The 17,476-nt window shown below is 52.3% G+C and carries 17 protein-coding genes; 12 read left to right on the top strand and 5 right to left on the bottom strand.

Annotated elements, in window-relative coordinates:
- Positions 1–65 precede the first annotated feature (65 nt).
- Positions 66–908 carry an efflux RND transporter periplasmic adaptor subunit gene (locus tag NYR02_RS04740; RefSeq protein WP_260975243.1) on the bottom strand — a complete coding sequence of 281 codons (843 nt, stop codon included), beginning with the start codon at positions 906–908 and terminating at the stop codon, positions 66–68.
- Positions 909–1,112: 204 nt separating this feature from the next.
- Here NYR02_RS04740 and NYR02_RS04735 point away from each other — a divergent pair, with 204 nt between their 5' ends.
- On the top strand, positions 1,113–2,078 hold the full coding sequence (locus NYR02_RS04735; protein ID WP_260975242.1) for a LysR family transcriptional regulator: 966 nt from the start codon (positions 1,113–1,115) through the stop codon (positions 2,076–2,078).
- Positions 2,079–2,268: 190 nt separating this feature from the next.
- Here the strand turns inward: NYR02_RS04735 and NYR02_RS04730 are convergent, their stop codons facing one another.
- Entirely contained in the window at positions 2,269–2,901 is a 633-nt protein-coding gene (locus NYR02_RS04730) for a LysE/ArgO family amino acid transporter (protein WP_260975241.1), read from the bottom strand.
- 100 nt (positions 2,902–3,001) lie between these two features.
- Here NYR02_RS04730 and NYR02_RS04725 point away from each other — a divergent pair, with 100 nt between their 5' ends.
- Positions 3,002–3,889 carry a LysR family transcriptional regulator ArgP gene (locus NYR02_RS04725; protein WP_270049490.1) on the top strand — a complete coding sequence of 296 codons (888 nt, stop codon included), beginning with the start codon at positions 3,002–3,004 and terminating at the stop codon, positions 3,887–3,889.
- A 73-nt stretch (positions 3,890–3,962) separates the two neighbouring features.
- Here the strand turns inward: NYR02_RS04725 and NYR02_RS04720 are convergent, their stop codons facing one another.
- The 3 genes from NYR02_RS04720 to NYR02_RS04710 form a co-directional block, all read right to left on the bottom strand.
- Positions 3,963–4,472, bottom strand: a complete 510-nt coding sequence (locus NYR02_RS04720) for a hypothetical protein (protein ID WP_260975240.1) — start codon at positions 4,470–4,472, stop codon at positions 3,963–3,965.
- 12 nt (positions 4,473–4,484) lie between these two features.
- Positions 4,485–6,839 carry a S8 family serine peptidase gene (locus NYR02_RS04715; protein ID WP_260975239.1) on the bottom strand — a complete coding sequence of 785 codons (2,355 nt, stop codon included), beginning with the start codon at positions 6,837–6,839 and terminating at the stop codon, positions 4,485–4,487.
- 169 nt (positions 6,840–7,008) lie between these two features.
- On the bottom strand, positions 7,009–7,947 hold the full coding sequence (locus NYR02_RS04710) for a DMT family transporter (protein ID WP_260975238.1): 939 nt from the start codon (positions 7,945–7,947) through the stop codon (positions 7,009–7,011).
- Positions 7,948–8,385: 438 nt separating this feature from the next.
- Here NYR02_RS04710 and NYR02_RS04705 point away from each other — a divergent pair, with 438 nt between their 5' ends.
- The 10 genes from NYR02_RS04705 (at position 8,386) to NYR02_RS04660 (ending at position 17,447) form a co-directional block, all read left to right on the top strand.
- Complete coding sequence (locus NYR02_RS04705; RefSeq protein WP_260975237.1) at positions 8,386–10,014, top strand: CTP synthase; 1,629 nt, start codon at positions 8,386–8,388, stop codon at positions 10,012–10,014.
- A 41-nt stretch (positions 10,015–10,055) separates the two neighbouring features.
- The gene (gene eno, locus NYR02_RS04700) at positions 10,056–11,348 is read left to right on the top strand and encodes a phosphopyruvate hydratase (RefSeq protein WP_260975236.1); all 1,293 of its coding nucleotides are present in this window, start codon (positions 10,056–10,058) and stop codon (positions 11,346–11,348) included.
- Between the two features lie 154 nt (positions 11,349–11,502).
- On the top strand, positions 11,503–11,823 hold the full coding sequence (locus tag NYR02_RS04695; RefSeq protein ID WP_260975235.1) for an FtsB family cell division protein: 321 nt from the start codon (positions 11,503–11,505) through the stop codon (positions 11,821–11,823).
- Entirely contained in the window at positions 11,820–12,533 is a 714-nt protein-coding gene (gene ispD, locus NYR02_RS04690; protein WP_260975234.1) for a 2-C-methyl-D-erythritol 4-phosphate cytidylyltransferase, read from the top strand. The genes NYR02_RS04695 and ispD overlap by 4 nt, the downstream gene beginning before the upstream one ends.
- Positions 12,534–12,545: 12 nt before the next feature.
- Entirely contained in the window at positions 12,546–13,025 is a 480-nt protein-coding gene (gene ispF / locus NYR02_RS04685; protein ID WP_260975233.1) for a 2-C-methyl-D-erythritol 2,4-cyclodiphosphate synthase, read from the top strand.
- 37 nt (positions 13,026–13,062) lie between these two features.
- Positions 13,063–14,076 carry a tRNA pseudouridine(13) synthase TruD gene (gene truD / locus NYR02_RS04680; protein ID WP_260975232.1) on the top strand — a complete coding sequence of 338 codons (1,014 nt, stop codon included), beginning with the start codon at positions 13,063–13,065 and terminating at the stop codon, positions 14,074–14,076.
- Positions 14,054–14,791 (top strand): 5'/3'-nucleotidase SurE, encoded by a 738-nt coding sequence (surE, locus tag NYR02_RS04675; protein ID WP_260975249.1) that lies wholly within the window; start codon positions 14,054–14,056, stop codon positions 14,789–14,791. Before truD ends, surE begins: the two co-directional genes overlap by 23 nt.
- Positions 14,792–14,834: 43 nt before the next feature.
- A complete protein-coding gene (locus NYR02_RS04670) occupies positions 14,835–15,467 on the top strand; it encodes a protein-L-isoaspartate(D-aspartate) O-methyltransferase (RefSeq protein WP_260975248.1) in 633 nt (210 codons plus the stop codon).
- Between the two features lie 57 nt (positions 15,468–15,524).
- Positions 15,525–16,424 carry a DUF368 domain-containing protein gene (locus NYR02_RS04665; RefSeq protein WP_260975231.1) on the top strand — a complete coding sequence of 300 codons (900 nt, stop codon included), beginning with the start codon at positions 15,525–15,527 and terminating at the stop codon, positions 16,422–16,424.
- A gap of 252 nt (positions 16,425–16,676) precedes the next feature.
- Positions 16,677–17,447 carry a peptidoglycan DD-metalloendopeptidase family protein gene (locus tag NYR02_RS04660; RefSeq protein WP_260975230.1) on the top strand — a complete coding sequence of 257 codons (771 nt, stop codon included), beginning with the start codon at positions 16,677–16,679 and terminating at the stop codon, positions 17,445–17,447.
- Positions 17,448–17,476 lie beyond the last annotated feature (29 nt).

Here is a 17,476-nt window from a genome sequence, read left to right as displayed (position 1 = left end):
TCTTGGCGGGAGTGAAAAAGAGCGAATCTTACAGCTCACCTTCTTATTTTGAAAAAGTGTCGCGGTTAGTATATGAATTCGGCGTCTTTAACAAGAGCGAGTGTCAGCTCGGCACTCATCCCTGGCAGCAGCTGAATATTGTCTGGTTGTGGAAGTGAAAATACCACTTCGTATGCCTGAGTGCCCGGTGTTACCTGGGTGGAATATTCTTTAAATTTTGCATCAAAATCAAGGTGAGCCAGCGCCGTAAATCGAACCTTTGCGTTAAATTGTTTTTGTTGAATGTAATAGTTTATTCCCGCCGCCATCGATTCAGGTACTTGAATGCTGACATCGAGTAAGTTGTTATTTTGTAGCGTTAAAATCCCTTGGTTTGCTTTTACTATTTGATGGTTTTCCACTAAGCGCTTGGCGATGGTGCCACTGAACGGCGCTGTTATGCGGGTATAGCTCAGTTGATCTTTCGCAGCCGCTAGCGCGGCTTTGGCCGATTTAAGTTGGGCCTGGGTACTATCAAAATCGGACTGAGAAATCAGTTTGCGCCTGAGCAGTTCAGCTTTACGCTGATAATCCGCTGCCAGTAGATCGTGTTCGGCTTCACGGGTCATCAGGTTATTTTTGGCATCTCTGTCATCGAGTGCTGCCAGTAAGCTGCCTTCGGTGACCCGCTGACCTTCAATCAGTGCCAACTCTGTTAGCTGGCCCGTAATACGAAAGGACAATTCGGCGCGGTTGTTGGCCGAGACTTTGGCCGGGAAGGTGCGAAAGTATTCTGCGCCGCTAGCACTGACTTCAAAAAGCTTAACAGGACGGATGGTAGGCGTCTGCATGGCACTTTCAGCGGGTGTGCAGCCGCTGATGATGACTGCAGCAGCGAGCGTTAGCGGTAACGCGAGATGAGTTTTCATGAGGATTATCCTGTGAACAACAATTTTTCGACAATAACTGCTGTGAAGATAACGTGTTTCTGGTTTCATTAAATGGGATTGTTTTGGATTGTCAGTCCCATCATTTGGGTTTGATCGCATTGCAGATCACTGTACAACGGTAAATGAGATCACAATGAAGTACGCAAGGTGCCAGATGTGCACGCCATGTTATTGAGGTAACTGATGAAAACTGAAGACTTAGCCTTGTTTCACCGTATCGTTGAAACAGGCAGTGTGATGGATGCAGCGGACTTACTTAACCTGCCCAAATCAACAGTAAGCCGCAGGCTACAAATTTTAGAGGAAGAGCTAAATATCAAACTGTTTCATCGTCAGAGCCGGGCAATGACACTCACATCTGCGGGCAGTCATTTTTATCAGCGCTCGCAAGATATTCTGGCCCAACTTGATGAAACATTATTTGAAATGACCAATGATGATGCAGAGATCAGCGGCCATTTACGCATTCAATTGTTTCCAATACCCGGCATGATGCAATTAATGGATGCCATTTATCGCTTTATGGATTTACACCCTAAGCTCAAAGTCGAGGTGATCAGCACATCAGAAGTGATGGACATCGTGAAGCATAATGTCGATGTGGCATTTGTGATTGAACCCGCCATTGAAGCATTGGAACACTTTGTTCTCAGGCCCATCTTTCAGACTGATCTGCGTTTTTACGCGAGCCCGGATTATTTGGCCCGCAAGGGTATGCCGGCTACGCTATCCGAGATTGAACAGCATAATGTGATCCTGTTTCGTGTATCCAATGGTCGGGTGTTTAACGAGATAGTCGTGGGTGAAAATGAAAGGGTTAAAGTGCGTGGTAACTTCTGCACTAACAACCTGGATGTTGTCGCTGAGTCTGTATTGCGGGGGCGTGGCATAGCCTATTTACCGTCGGAAGTAACCGCGGAGTATGTTGCCAATGGCAGTCTGGTGGCCTTATTTCCTGAGACGAGCGCCCATCAGGGAGAGTGCTATTTAGCGTATCCGTCGCGGCGCTTCGTGAGTCTGGCGAGTAGGCGGTTTATCGACTTTATTATGGAAAATTTAGCGCCTCAAGGTGTACCAACTCGCATGATTACTCAGCGAAAATCCACTTTTATTGGAGTCGGTAACCCCTTTGTTAACGACAAACAATAGGAGGTTTTTTTTAAAAATCGCACTGCTTCGTTATCTGCGTTTTGAACATTTAAGCCGATTTCTTCAGACGTTGGCTGATTTCTGATGTTCTTTTCGGTGTATCCGTGAAACGGTATAGAACTCAATATCGGTGCTGAAACATTGTCCAAACGCTTAAAGGTGACAGTGAGTGCGGGCTTGTTATTCGTGTTTATCCAAACTGATGGCTGACCAGAGAGCCTGCAACCAGCAACATCACAACACCAATTACACTGTCGAATATCCGCCACTGTTGCGGCGAGCTCAGATGAGTCCGCAGTTTTTTTGCGCCCAGCACCAGCGTAGAAAACCACAGGAAAGACGCAAAGGATGCGCCGAGTGCAAACAGCAGTGGTAATTCCTGACGTGCGCCTACGCTGCCGATTAATACGACGGTATCCAGATAGACATGCGGATTAATCAGCGAAATAAGCATCGCCTGACCGGCGCTGCGCCAGGCGCTTTCGGTACTGGCTGCACCGGCGGCGACTAAGGCACCGCCCTGATTTCCCCATGCCCGGATAAAAGCCTGTAATGCCAGCCACAGCAAAAGGCCGACGGCAAACCAGGTAAATAATGGTACCAGTGCCGGTATCAGATCCTGCACGTAGTGCATAAAAAACACACCGGTAAAAATCAGTAACGTATCCAGACTGATACAGACGGCTGCGACTGCGCGCGGGTTTTCATTGCGCAGGCATTTATTCAGCACCCAGGCATTCTGAGCGCCGATGGCAACAATTAAGCCCATGGTCACGGCAAAACCGGTAAGCATTGAAGTCAGGTAGATGGGCAGGTGTTCCACGATGGTTTCCCGAAAGCTTTTATAAAGTGATGGCGCGCACAATAAGCTTTTGCTTATTATCAGTCCAAGTAATAAATCTTATGAGATATAAGGTGTTCTTATGATGGATTATCGTGCTCTGGAAGCTCTGGTGGCCGTACTTGAATGCCGTGGTTTTGAGCGGGCAGCACAGCGGTTGAACGTCAGCCAGTCGGCGGTGAGCCAGCGTATCCGCCAGCTGGAATTTCGTCTGGGGCAGCCGGTATTGTTGCGCACCTCGCCACCAAGGCTGACCGATCTTGGCCAGCGCCTGACCAATCATCTGCAGCAGGTGCAGCAGCTGGAGCAGGGACTGTTGCTGCCGCAGGAAAGCGCAGAATCGGTAAAAATCCGACTGGCGGTGAATGCCGATACGCTGGATACCTGGCTGGCACCCGCATTATTGCGCTGCGATGATTATGTGCAGATGGATTTTGATTTTGTTGTTGAGGATCAGGATGTCGGTCTTAAACGTATGCGTAACGGCGAGGTGATGGCCTGCATTTGTGCCACGGCGGCCCCGGTGAATGGCGGTCTGAGTCAACCCCTGGGGGTGATGCGGTATCGTGCGCTGGCGAGCCCTGAGTTTATCCAACGCCATCAGCTGAAACGAAATCAACAACATATTGCCCAGGTACCCTGTTTAATTTTCAGCGGTGACGATCGTTTGCAACATCGTTTTTTACAAAGTGTTTCGCCTGAACATGCTGAACCACAGCGCACGCATCAATGTCCATCATCCGGTGGTTTTGTGCGTATGGCTTTGGCCGGTATCGGTTACGGAATGATTCCGCAGGTACAGGTGGCGGAGCATATTAAGTCGGGCGAATTACGCGATGTGGTGCCGGGCTATCATCTGGATGTGCCTTTGTATTGGCATTACTGGCAGACCGAAAGTTCATTACTGAAAAGCTTACGCAGCGCCGTGGTGGCGGAGGCGAAAAAGATTTTACTGCCGCTTAAGAGGTAATGTTTAAAGTTCTCTTTTTTCAACTCTGAAATAAAAAAAGCCAGCAGATGCTGGCTTTTTTACTCGCGTTAAATTACTTCGGAACGTAACGCTTGGTGTTGATTTCCAGCTCGGCAGATTCAACATCGCTGCGCTTTTTCAGCTGCTCAAGTGCGGTCAACAGCTCGGTTGAGTCGTCAAAGCTGAGCAAAATGTAGTCGCTGCCAAAACGGGTTTCGCTGGCACCCTGAATATTCAGTGCGGTAACGGAGGTTTTAACCATAATGGCACCGGTGATTTTTCCGGTAGTGCGTTTATTTTCGGCCTGCATTAATTGGCCTTTGTATAAGCCGGTTTTTTGCCCGCTGCTCATTGTACCCACAGAAGAAACCAGTGGAGAAAAGCGCTTACCGCCGCTTACCACCACAATGTTGGTGTCAGCTTGCAGATTGCTGTTGTCCTGAGCCTGAACGGTACTGTTTTTTTCGGTCAGCGGTTCCGGGCTTTTGCTCATGGCCAGATACTGAACTTTCACTTCTGCCTGTGCTGTGCAGGTAAATACCAGGGTGGCGAATACTGCATTTTTAATCATATTCTTCATCATATCTTCCTTAAATCAGTGTCCGTAAATACGCAGGGATACGCTGTTCAGGGTACCGGGTATGCTGTTATTCGGTGAATCGTAAAACACCCAATCACCTACGTTGGCCCGGTGAACATAAAATATGAAATCACCGTTATTGGTATCGGTTACTTTCACCGTCCAGGTGCCCTGCGAGCTTTCACCGTAGAAAGCATTGGAAAGCAGTACGGTATCGTTAAAGTCTGCTGCTGTGCTGTCATCCTGATCCATCACCAGCAGGCTGCGCGGTTGCAGAAGCATGGATTTGGTGCCGGCAGGCGATGTCAGCTCAATGGCGAGATCGGCATCACGGCCATGGATGGCGCTGATTTTAATCTGTACGGATTCAACGGTCAGGTCATCGCTGACACTAATGGTTTTACTGGCACCGGTATTACCTTCGGGAATGGTAACAGCGCTGATATCGGCTGGGACGATAAAGGCCGTTTCGCTGACGGCAGGCAGTGCAACGTAAGCAGAATCTTTGGCCATTGCAACGGCCGCTGTTGCATCGACCATACCGAAGCCGTACCAGTTATGAAAATGGTAACCGGCAGCGTTGGTCAGCCAGCCCGGCTCGGCAACAAAGGTCTCTGCATCATTGGTAATTTCAATCGGGGTAAAACCAGCGTCAATTTTCTTCGCGGTAGTCGCCATAATATGACGGACATCACGCCAGCTCAGGTTGCTGTTTGCTTCCAGTATTAATGCCGCAACACCAGAGGCAACGGGGGCTGCTGACGATGTACCGTTGAAGGTAGAGGTATAGTTACAATTATCATTCTGGCTGGTATTGCCGTTAAAACCAGTCTTGCCGGTTTTGGCATAGCCACGGCTGCAGCCGGTCAGGTCGGTGGTGATCATTGCCGGAGAGCTGCTGCCGTATTCGCCACCGGGTGCCGAGACCCATACGGAAGCGCCAACGCTTGAGTAAGATGACAGCGGATTGGCAGCATCAGCATTTACGGCAGAAATAACCGTCTGATAAAAACTGGAAGCTTCTGGTTCAACACCAGCGATATTGGCGCTTAAACGTGGCGCTGTATCATCATTCCAATATTCTGTCGCGACGGCATCAATATCATTGCCTAAAATGGTCATTTGAGTATCAACAACCTGAAACGAATTGCCCGCCGACTTCAGCATAACAATCCCTTTGCCAGCATTATTTGTGCTTTGAACGGTTTTCAGATGAGACTCTGCAGCGCCGTTACTAACGGTAAAAAAGTTCTTCGGGCCAGAAATGTTGGCGCCATAACTCTGGTTAATAATCTGCACATCGCTGGTCTGATTACCACCATGGTTTTGTTGCCATTCAACGAAATCTTGTGTTTCCAGCCAGTTAAAGCCGAGCAGGCTGGCATTGGGAGCAACACCACGTCCACCGATATCATTGAAGCCTTTGGCAGCAATTAAACCGGCGACAGAGGTTCCGTGATCGCCGCTGCTATCCGCAGGAGCATCTGGGGTTGGGTCGGTATCGTTGTTGGCGTAGTCGTAAGAGCGCCCGACCAGCACGTTATCGGTAAGATCTTCGTGGCCAATTTCCAGGCCGGAATCCACTACGGCAACTTTAACGCCGTTACCTGTTGTGCCATCAATATGCAGATTGCCGATATTGATATCATGGCCAGCCGTTCCGCTGCTGGCAGAAAATGCATTTTGCCCGGTGTTTTTCAGGTGCCATTGCTGAGTGAGCAGGGGGTCGGTTTGGGTGGTAAAGCTCAGACCAGTCTGCGTATCTGCAACGCCATCAGTGACTTTCACCTGAAGAGTCACCTGTGCACTGTTGCTGCCATTATTTTGGTAGGTGAAGGTACCGTCGCTGTTGATATTAAATTCAACATCTGTCGGTAACGACTGTCCGGAGACCAGGCTGAAAGTCAGTGTGTCATCTTCGGCATCAGTAGCGCTCATGGTTCCGGTGAGTGTTTGATTGTCCCGGCCGGAAAAAGTCAGCGTTTGAGTATTAAATACCGGAGCATCGTTAACCGCTTCAATAGCGATATTGATCGTACGGATCACTTCATGCTCACCAGCTCTGACGACAATTTTAAAGCTGTCATTGCCGTTATAGTTGGCCTCAGGGGTGTAGAGGAACTGTGAGCCCGAAGACAGCAGTGCAACACCGTGAGTGGCTTGCTGATAAACGGCATAGCTCAGAGGGTCATTATCGGCATCGCTTGCTGTAACTTGCAGGGTCAGTGTGTTGTCTTCACTGATGGTGTTTTCAGTCAGAACATCAACGGTTGGTGCAGTGTTGCTGGTGCTGCTTCCGCCGCCACCGCCGCCACAGGCCGTTAATAAAACAGAAAGGGATACTACAGAAAGAAGGGCGTCCGTTCTCATGTCAGTCCTTGGTAAAGATTAAGAGCGGGCTATTTTGCAAATAATTTACTAATCAACAAGGAATATTTTGTAATTTGTACGCCAGTTCGCACTTTCGCAGGTTATTTGTCGTGCTGGGCCAGTCGCCGCATCAATAACACTTCCTGTTGTTATTGATGCGGCATGCCTGTTAACGCTGCAGCCGGCTGACACCCAACATCACCAGCGCCATACCGGCGGCGGTCAGCCAACCAAAGGGTTCGCCCAGAAAGACGATGGCCATTAACGTGGTTGCGACCGGGCCTATCGTACCGCTGACGCTGGTTTTCGCCGGGCCAATGCGTTTAATCGCTTCGCTGACTAAAAACGACGGCACAACGGTGGCGAATATGGCCAGTACAATGGTGCCCAGCCAGCGGGTGCTGTCCATTTCCGGCAGGCTGACGCCATAACTGATGCCGTAATGCAGCATGGTGGCCAGCGCCGCCGATCCCATCGCAATACTGGTAAACAGCAGGCTGCCCATATTGCCGATGGCGTTTTTGCTGAACAGAATATACAGCGAGAACGACAGGGCGCTGGCGAGTATCAGCAAAGTGCCTTTGGTGGTGGCGATATGGTCGGTGGCAAACTGCAGATCCTGTCCGTACACCAGTATCAGGCCAATGTAGGTCAGAATCAGCGCAACAATATGGTGGCGCTGAAACGTCTGACCAAAAAACAACGCGCCCAGAATAATCACCAGCGTCGGGTAGGCGTACAGCATCAGCCGCTCAAGCTGGGCGCTGACATACTCGAGCCCGCGCAAATCCAGATAGGACGCCAGCCAGTAGCCGAGCAGGCCGGTGCCGGCGGCTTTTAACAGCTGCAGCGCCGTCAGTTTTAGCGGCAGGCGTTTCCAGGCCAGCCAGCCGACAACAACATAGACTGGCATCGCCAGCATCATACGCAGCCACATTAATGGCAGGGCGGTCATACCCAGCTCGTACAACCATTTGATGATGATGGGCTTAGTCGAAAACAGAAATGCCGCGCACAGCGCCAGCATCAGGCCGAAGCGGGCAGGGTTCTCCATGCTGTTTGCCGGGGCGGCTGTGGGTGATGGCGTGGCGGGCTCGGTGGCAGCCATGGTTCTCTCCTTGCGGGTATCAATGGAACGGGATGGTCAGAGAGGCTGCGGTCGGGGTCGGAGGGGGCTTGTATCAGAATTGGCTTCCCGGCGACGGAGATCCGCAGCCGGTGGGGTAATCAGTTCAGAATCAGACTGTTAACCCGACGGCCGCACAGGCAGATAGCCACCACAGTTTACGGTTGCGCAGCAGGGCTGGGGCAACAAACCGGTGTTGGGTTATCGTGCTGGTCAGTACGGCGTGTGGGCTTGGTGTCATGGTAAATTCCGGGGTTTCCGGTCACTCTGTGTAAGCCGCCAGACTAACAGAGAAAAATGGCTGCTGGAAAGTGCCTTTTAATTTTACCCGGATAGCCTCTTCTGGTATTCTGCCCCCCCATCTTGAGCGAAGGTTCTACGCCTTCCGTTTTGTATTCATTTCTGTCTCGCGGACCTTCTATGACACGATTTATCTTCGTCACAGGTGGTGTTGTTTCTTCATTGGGGAAAGGCATCGCTTCTGCATCTCTGGCTGCCATTTTGGAAGCCCGTGGCCTTAAGGTCACCATGCTCAAGCTGGACCCGTATATCAACGTCGATCCCGGCACCATGAGCCCATTCCAGCACGGCGAAGTCTTCGTAACCAACGATGGTGCGGAAACTGACCTTGACCTGGGCCACTACGAGCGCTTTATCCGTACTACGATGTCGCGCCGTAATAACTTTACCACCGGTCGTATCTATACCGATGTGCTGGCCAAAGAACGCCGTGGCGATTATCTGGGTGGTACCGTGCAGGTTATTCCGCACATCACCGACGAAATCAAACGTCGTGTACTCGAAGGCGCTGAAGGTTCTGATGTCGCGCTGGTAGAAATCGGCGGCACCGTTGGTGATATCGAATCCCAGCCATTCCTGGAAGCTGTGCGTCAGATGAAAGTCGAGCTGGGCTCCAAGCGCGCGCTGTCGCTGCACCTGACTCTGGTTCCGTATATCGCTACCGCGGGCGAGACGAAAACCAAGCCAACCCAGCATTCTGTTAAAGAAATGCGCACCATTGGTCTGCAGCCGGATGTTCTGATCTGCCGCTCTGACCACAAAATTGATGCCTCTGCGCTGCGCAAAATTGCACTGTTCACCAACGTTGAAGAGCGTGCCGTTATTCCGCTGGAAGACGCCGATACCATCTACAAGATCCCTCGCATGCTGCACGATGCCGGCCTGGATGATCTGATTGTGGAAAAATTTGACCTGACCTGCGGCGAAGCGGATCTGTCCGAGTGGGATGCGGTGGCGGATGCCAAGCTGAACCCGGAGAAGAGCGTTACCATCGCCATGGTCGGTAAGTACATGGATCTGCTGGATGCTTACAAGTCGCTGATCGAAGCCATTGATCACGCTGGTATTCACCACAAAGCCAAAGTGAACATCCGCTATATCGACGCTGAAGACGTTGAGCGTAAAGGCGTTGATGTGCTGGCCGGCGTTGATGCCATTCTGGTTCCGGGCGGCTTCGGCAACCGGGGCGTAGAAGGCAAAATCCGTACGGTTCAGTACGCCCGCGAAAACAAAATCCCTTATCTGGGTATTTGCCTGGGTATGCAGGTTGCTGTGATCGAGTTCGCCCGCAACGTGGTGGGCTGGACGGATGCGCAATCAACTGAATTCAGTAATGACACCAAGCACCCGGTGGTCGGCCTGATTACCGAATGGCAGGATGCGTCCGGTAATGTCGAAACCCGCAGCAAAGATTCCGACCTCGGCGGCACCATGCGCCTGGGTGGCCAGGAATGTGTGCTGACCGCAGAGACGACTACCGCCAAAGCTTATGGCAAAGAATTGATTACCGAACGTCACCGTCACCGCTATGAAGTGAACTCTTCACTGGTGCCAGAGCTGGAAAAAGCCGGCCTGCGCATTGCCGGTCGCTCGGTTGATGGCGAGCTGGTGGAAGTGGTCGAAGTACCGGATCACCCATGGTTTGTCGGGTGTCAGTTCCACCCAGAATTTACCTCAACCCCGCGTGACGGTCATGGCCTGTTTTCGGCCTTTATTGCCGCGGCGTTTGATTACAAAGATTCCCATTAATTACAAAATAGAAAGCCTCTGTTTTCTGGAGACAACCAACTATGGCAAAGATTGTTGATATCAAAGCACGTGAAGTGCTGGATTCCCGTGGTAACCCGACCATTGAAGCGGACGTTACCCTGGAAGGCGGTTTTTTCGGTACGGCTTGTGCGCCAAGTGGCGCTTCTACCGGTACCCGTGAAGCACTGGAACTGCGTGACGGTGACAAAAGCCGTTACTTGGGCAAAGGTGTTCTGACCGCGGTTGCTAACGTAAACGGCGAGATCAAAAACGCTCTGCTGGGTATGGACGCAACCGATCAGCGTGCACTCGACAACAAAATGCTGGAACTGGACGGTACTGAAAATAAGTCCAAACTGGGCGCTAACGCCATTCTGGCGGTATCTCTGGCGGCTGCCAAAGCGGCGGCTGCGGCCAAAGGCGTTGAACTGTACGCACACATCGCTGACATCAACGGCACCTCCGGCCAGTACTCTATGCCAGTACCGATGATGAACATCATCAACGGTGGTGAGCACGCCGATAACAACGTCGATATTCAGGAATTTATGGTGCAGCCGGTTGGCGCTCCGACGTTCGCTGAAGCACTGCGTGCCGGCGCTGAAATTTTCCACAGCCTGAAAAAAGTGCTGAGCGCTCAGGGCCTGAATACCGCCGTGGGTGATGAAGGTGGTTTCGCCCCTAACCTGGCCTCAAATGCCGACGCGCTGGCCGCTATTAAAGTGGCTGTTGCCAACGCCGGTTACGAGCTGGATAAAGACATCACGCTGGCTCTGGATTGTGCATCTTCTGAATTCTACAAAAACGGTAAGTACGATCTGAAAGGTGAAGGCAAAGTATTCACCGCCGAAGAATTCTCCGATTACCTGTTCGACCTGTGCAACGAATATCCAATCGTTTCCATCGAAGACGGTCAGGACGAATCGGATTGGGCTGGCTGGAAATACCAGACCGAAAAACTGGGTGCCAAAGTGCAGCTGGTGGGTGACGATCTGTTCGTAACCAACACCAAGATTCTGAAAGAAGGCATCGAGAAAGACATCGCCAACTCTATCCTGATCAAGTTCAACCAGATCGGTTCTCTGACCGAAACTCTGGACGCGATCAAAATGGCGAAAGACGCGGGTTATACGGCGGTTATTTCTCATCGTTCCGGTGAAACCGAAGACACCACCATCGCCGATCTGGCGGTAGGTACCTGTGCTGGTCAGATCAAAACCGGTTCTCTGTGCCGTTCTGATCGTGTTGCCAAGTACAACCGTCTGCTGCGCATTGAAGAGCAACTGGGTGACAAAGCACCGTACAACGGTCGCTCTGAGATCAAAGGCCAGTAATACGGTCTGCTAACGAAAAACGGGCTTAATTGCCCGTTTTTTGTTAGGAAAAGACAGATATTATCGCTGTCTCAGTGATTACCGATATTCTGGTCGGTATGACCGTCGAACGGGTCGTCGGGACGGTCGTTGATAGAGTTACCGGGAAACGGATATGTCAGACAAACTTATGCCTCATCTTCGCCTGTTGTTATGGGTTGTACTGCCGGTACTTTTGTCGCTGGTATTGCAATACCGTATCTGGCTGGATGATAGCGGCGTGGTCGCCAGCCGCCAGTTGCAGCAGCGTATCGCCTTGCTGCGCGAGGACAATGAAGTACAGCAAAGTGAAAACGACGCCTTGCTGGCTGAAGTTGAAGACCTGCGTCACGGGCAGGCGTTGCTGGAAGAAAAAGCCCGTGAAGATCTGGGGCTGGTGCGCGACGGCGAGACCTTTATCCTCTTTGTGGATCCTGCAGACGGCAAACAGAAATGAGCACACCGCGTTACTTTCCCGTTCTGCCGGCCGCCGGGGTTGGCAGCCGTATGCAGGCCGACCGGCCGAAGCAGTATCTGCCTATACAAGGTCGCTTTCTGCTGGATTACACCCTGGATGCGATTCTCAGTTACCCCGCATTTGAACAGGCGGTGCTGGTGTTGTCAGCCGACGATCCTTATTGGCCGGACAGCGAGTACGCCGCTGACGAGCGTATTATCCGTGCCGCTGGTGGGCGTGAGCGCTGCGATTCGGTACTGAACGGTCTGGCCGCACTGCAGGGCATTGCAACAGAGCAGGACTGGGTGGTGGTGCATGACATTGCACGCCCGTGTTTACGCCACTCTGACCTCGATGCACTGCTGGGCCAACTGGCCGATCCCGGTGCCATTCTCGCGTCGCCCACCCGCGACACCATGAAGCGTGGTGTACTGCGTGACGGCTGCGTGGTGATTGATCATACCGTCGAGCGCGAGCAGCTGTGGCATGCACTAACGCCACAGGTGTTTCGTTATGGCGCTTTGCAGCAGGCATTAACCGCCTGTCTGGCACAGGACCTGAGCGTTACCGATGAAGCTTCCGCGATGGAGCAGCAGGGTTATCAGCCGTTGCTGGTGGCTGGCCGCTCCGACAATATCAAAGTGACGCGGCGTGAAGATCTGGCGCTGGCGGAACTGTTTTTATCCACCTCTTTATCTCCACATTCCTGAACGAGAGTTGTTATGCGCATTGGTCATGGCTTCGATGTACACGCTTTTGAAGACGGCGACTTTATTACACTGGGCGGCGTGCAGATTCCGCACAGCCACGGCCTGAAAGCCCATTCCGATGGTGACGTGGCTTTGCATGCACTGGCCGATGCGCTGCTGGGCGCTGCGGCGCTGGGCGATATTGGCCAGCATTTTCCCGATACCGATGATGCCTGGGCCGGTGCCGACAGCCGTATGTTGCTGCGCCATGTGGTTGGTCTGATTCACGACAAAGGGTATCAGGTGGGGAATGTCGACATCACCATCATTGCCCAGGCCCCGAAAATGGCACCGCACATTCAGGGCATGCGCGAGTGCATCGCCGCCGACCTGAACGTGCGCCTGGATGATGTCAACGTGAAAGCGACCACCACCGAAAAGCTCGGTTATGTGGGGCGCAAAGAAGGCATTGCCGTGCATGCGGTCGCTTTACTGACGGTCTCCGGCCGCTGATTCTAATTTTTAATACACAGACATATACGAGAGCCCTTTGACAACATCACTCCTGCCTGACTGGCCCAAGGCCTACCCGGACACTGGCGCCAGCGCCTTACTGAAACAGCAGAATGACGACTTCTGTGTGGAAGAAATCCCCCAGGCACTGCCCTGTGGTGAAGGCGAGCACGTCTGGCTGCATATTGAGAAGAACGGGGCCAACACCGCCTGGATTGCCAAACGTCTGGCAGCCCATGCGGGAGTTAAGGAAATGGATGTCGGCTATGCCGGCCTGAAAGACCGCAACGCGGTCACCCGCCAGTGGTTCAGTATTTATCTGCCAAGGGTCGAAGCGCCGGATTTCAGCGTGTTGAATGACGCCGAAATGACAGTACTCAGCCAGAGCCGTCATTCGAAAAAGCTGCGCCGCGGCGATCTGCTTGGTAACCGCTTTACCATCTGTCTGCGTCAGGTGCAGGGTGAGCGTGCGCTGATTGAAAGCAATCTGGCGCAGATTAAAGCGCTGGGGGTGCCCAATTATTTTGGTGAGCAGCGCTTTGGTCATGGTGGCGGCAACATTGAATCCGGCCGCGCCATGCTGGCCGGTGAAATCCGTGTGCGTAATCCGGGTAAGAAAAGTATTTATCTGTCCGCCATCCGCTCGCTGATTTTCAACAATGTGCTGGCTGAACGTATCCGTGCCGGGCTCTGGGGACAAACGCTGGCCGGTGATATCGCCGACGACAGCGGTTTAAGTACCGGACCACTGTGGGGCCGCGGTCGTCTGAACAGCAGCGACGATGCCTTAGCACTGGAATCCCGCATTGCAGCCGAGCAGCCAGAACTCTGTGATGGCCTTGAGCATGCGGGTCTGAAGCAGGAACGCCGCGCTCTGGCCGCATTGCCTGCCAATCTCAGCTGGCAGTGGCAGGAAGACGCCGGTACCACCGATTTAGTGCTCACCTTTTCATTGGCTGCCGGGTATTATGCGACCTCCGTAATCCGTGAACTGATGCAGGTACAGGAACCAGAGAGGGTGAATGCGCATGACGCTGATGCTGTCGAATGATGATGGAGTACACGCTCCCGGCCTGCGCACCCTTGCTCAGGCCTTAACCGATGCCGGGCGAGATGTTCTGGTGGTTGCGCCCGATCGTGACCGCAGCGGCGCGAGTAACTCGCTGACACTCGACCGGCCGTTACATCCGGTGCATCTGGAAAACGGTTTTATCAGTATCAATGGTACGCCGACCGACTGTGTACACCTGGGCGTGAACGCCTTTTATACCGACCGTTGTGAACGGGTGATCGCTGGTATTAATGCCGGCGCGAATCTGGGCGACGATGTGCTGTATTCCGGCACCGTTGCCGCGGCAATGGAAGGACGTTTTCTGGCAAAGACACCGATTGCGGTATCCCTAACCGGCAAACAGCACTTTGCGACCGCCGCGCAGGTGCTGCTGGAGCTGTTGCCCAAGCTGGAGCAGCTGCGTCTGCCGCCGAACTCGGTGATCAACATTAACGTGCCGGACCGAGCTTACGCTGATCTGAACGGCTTTGAAATTACCCGTCTGGGTCATCGTCAGCGTTCTGATAACCCGGTACTGACCACCAACCCGCGCGGCAAAGAGTGTTACTGGATTTCCGCCGCCGGTGATGTTGCCGATGCCGGTCCGGGAACCGATTTTCACGCCATAGAACAGGGGAAGGTTTCCATCACCCCAATCCAGATGGATATGACTCAGCATACTGCTCTGGAGCAGATGGCTGAGCTTCTGAATTGAGCAGGATCTCTGAGTGAACGAGCAGCAGCTGACCGGCATAGGAATGACTTCGCAACGTACCCGCAACCGCCTGGTGCAGCGTCTGCGCGAAGCGGGTATTAAAAATGATGAGGTGCTGGAGGTTATTGCCCAGACACCGCGTCATTTATTTGTGGATGAAGCGCTCGCTCATCGTGCTTATGAAGATACTGCACTGCCAATAGGCAACGGTCAGACCATCAGCCAGCCCTACACCGTGGCTCGCATGACCGAAATTCTGCTCGCCGCCGGGCCGCTTAACCGGGTGCTGGAGATTGGTACCGGCTCAGGCTACCAGACCGCGATTCTCAGCCCGCTGGTTGGCAAGTTGTTCAGTGTTGAGCGTATTGAACCACTGCACGAAAAGGCCCGTCTGCGTCTGCAAAAACTCAATTACCGTAATGTTCACCTGAAACTCTCCGATGGCACCTGGGGCTGGCCTGAACATGGCCTTTACGACGGCATTCTTGCCGCCGCCGCGCCTGAAGATGTTCCCGATTCGTTGTTACAGCAGCTCGCCGATGGCGGTCGCCTGATAATGCCGGTCGGTACACACGAGCAAAAACTGGTGCTGATTACCCGTCACGGGGAACACTTCAGCCGTAAAACCCTCGAAAGCGTGCGCTTTGTGCCTTTTTTACCCGGTGTACAACGTTAGCCGCTGCGATCTTCTGTATTTTACTGACAACCCTTCATCTATAAGGACAAAGACGCGATGAAACACTTCTGGCTGTTCCTCAAAGGTATCGCAATGGGGGCTGCCGATGTGGTGCCCGGCGTTTCCGGCGGCACGATCGCCTTTGTAACCGGCATTTATACCGAGCTGCTGGATTCCATTAAAAGCATCAACCTTCATGCTCTGAAAACCCTGTTTAAAGAAGGCCCGCGCGCATTCTGGCAAAGCATTAACGGTACGTTTCTGCTGGTACTGGGAAGCGGTATTCTGCTGGCTCTGTTGTCTCTGGCGCGTGGCATTCACTACCTGCTGATGAACTATCCGGTGTGGTTATGGGCCTTCTTCTTCGGTCTGATTCTGGCGTCCTGCTGGCATATCGGCAAAGAGATTAAGCGCAGGGGCCTGCCACAGCTGGCCTTATTAGCAGCCGGAGCTATTGTGGCAGGGTTTATCAGTACGGCGTCACCCACCTCCGTCACGGCAACACCACTCATCATCCTGCTGGCCGGCAGTATTGCCATTTGTGCGATGATCCTGCCAGGCATCTCCGGCAGCTTTATATTGCTGCTGATGGGGCTGTATGAGCCGGTGTTGGGTGCGGTAAAACAGCTGGATATCCAATTGCTGGGTACATTTGCGGTTGGTGCGCTGATTGGCCTGATGGCTTTCTCACGCCTTCTCAGTTGGTTGCTGCATCATTATAAAGATGCCATGTTTGCCCTGCTGACGGGGTTTATGGCCGGTTCTTTACTGAAAGTCTGGCCCTGGAAAGAAACCCTGAGTTCCCGACTGAACAGTCAGGGTGTGGAAGTGCCTTTTATCCAGAGCAATGTGCTGCCAGATAGTGATATATCCTTATTACTGGCGCTGGTTTTAATGGCTGCAGGGGCTTTATTGGTTCTTGGGCTGGAGCGCTTTGCCGCCGGAACAGCGAAGTAATTTTTGTTCGCCCAGAGAGAACAAGTGTTAACTAAAAACAAAAATTCGCAAGTAACCCATGCAGGTTTTTTGTGAGAACGGGTAGAGTTCCGTATATAAGCCGCAAATCTGATAAAAACTTGGATTTTTTTAGACTTGTTTGGAATAAATAATTAATTTTTAAGTGTCTTTGGTTAAAAACAATCAGGCGCGCCGCAGGGCTCAAAAAGCTGTCATTTTTGAGTGTCAAAAAACAACCACCGACGGACGACGATGAAAGCACTGACCACTGTCATATTAGTCACGATAGCTACACTATTAACAGGGTGTCTTTCTGGCCGAGAATTCATCTCAGTTGAAGAGAAGTTCAGTAAAGGACAAACCGTGACGGGTTTCCATCTTGTTGAAAGAGGTGAGACCCTGTTTTCCATAGCGTGGCGTTATGGAATCGATTACCGGGAGTTGGCGAGTGCTAACTCAATAGCCAGCCCTTATGTTATCTACCCTGGTCAAAAAATTGACATCAGAAATATCACTAAGCGCTCTTCTTCCCCCGTTGTAGCCAGCGTCGAAAATCCGTCAAAACCGCTGCCAAAAACTCAGAGCCCAGCTAAGCTGCCAAAGAAAACAAGTCATAACCCGCCAAAAATAAGCGCCAACAATGCCGATACTGACTGGAAATGGCCGGTAAACGGGCGTTTGATTGGTCATTTTTCAACCAAAAAGCCCGTAAACAAGGGGATTGATATCGCCGGTGCTTTGGGAGAATCTGTTTTGGCAGCAGCGGCAGGAACCGTGGTTTACGCGGGTCAGGGCTTACGCGGTTATGGCAACTTAGTCATCGTCAAACATAACGATACTTACCTCAGCGCCTACGCCCACACCAGCCGCATTCTGGTCAGCGAACAAGAAGTCGTTAAAGCTGGCCAGAAAATTGCCGAAATAGGATCTACTGGTACCGACAAAGTGAAACTTCACTTTGAGATCCGAAGAAACGGCAAGCCGGTTGATCCGCTCAGATACTTACCCAGCCGACCTGGGTAGAGCGGTCGAAAAATAATCAGTCGTTCTGG

It is taken from the genome of Thalassolituus pacificus (assembly GCF_025318105.1).
Classification (GTDB): Bacteria; Pseudomonadota; Gammaproteobacteria; order Pseudomonadales; family Oceanobacteraceae; genus Venatoribacter; species Venatoribacter pacificus.
Note: the sequence above shows the minus strand (reverse complement) of the source record. Positions and strands in the feature narration are given on the sequence as shown.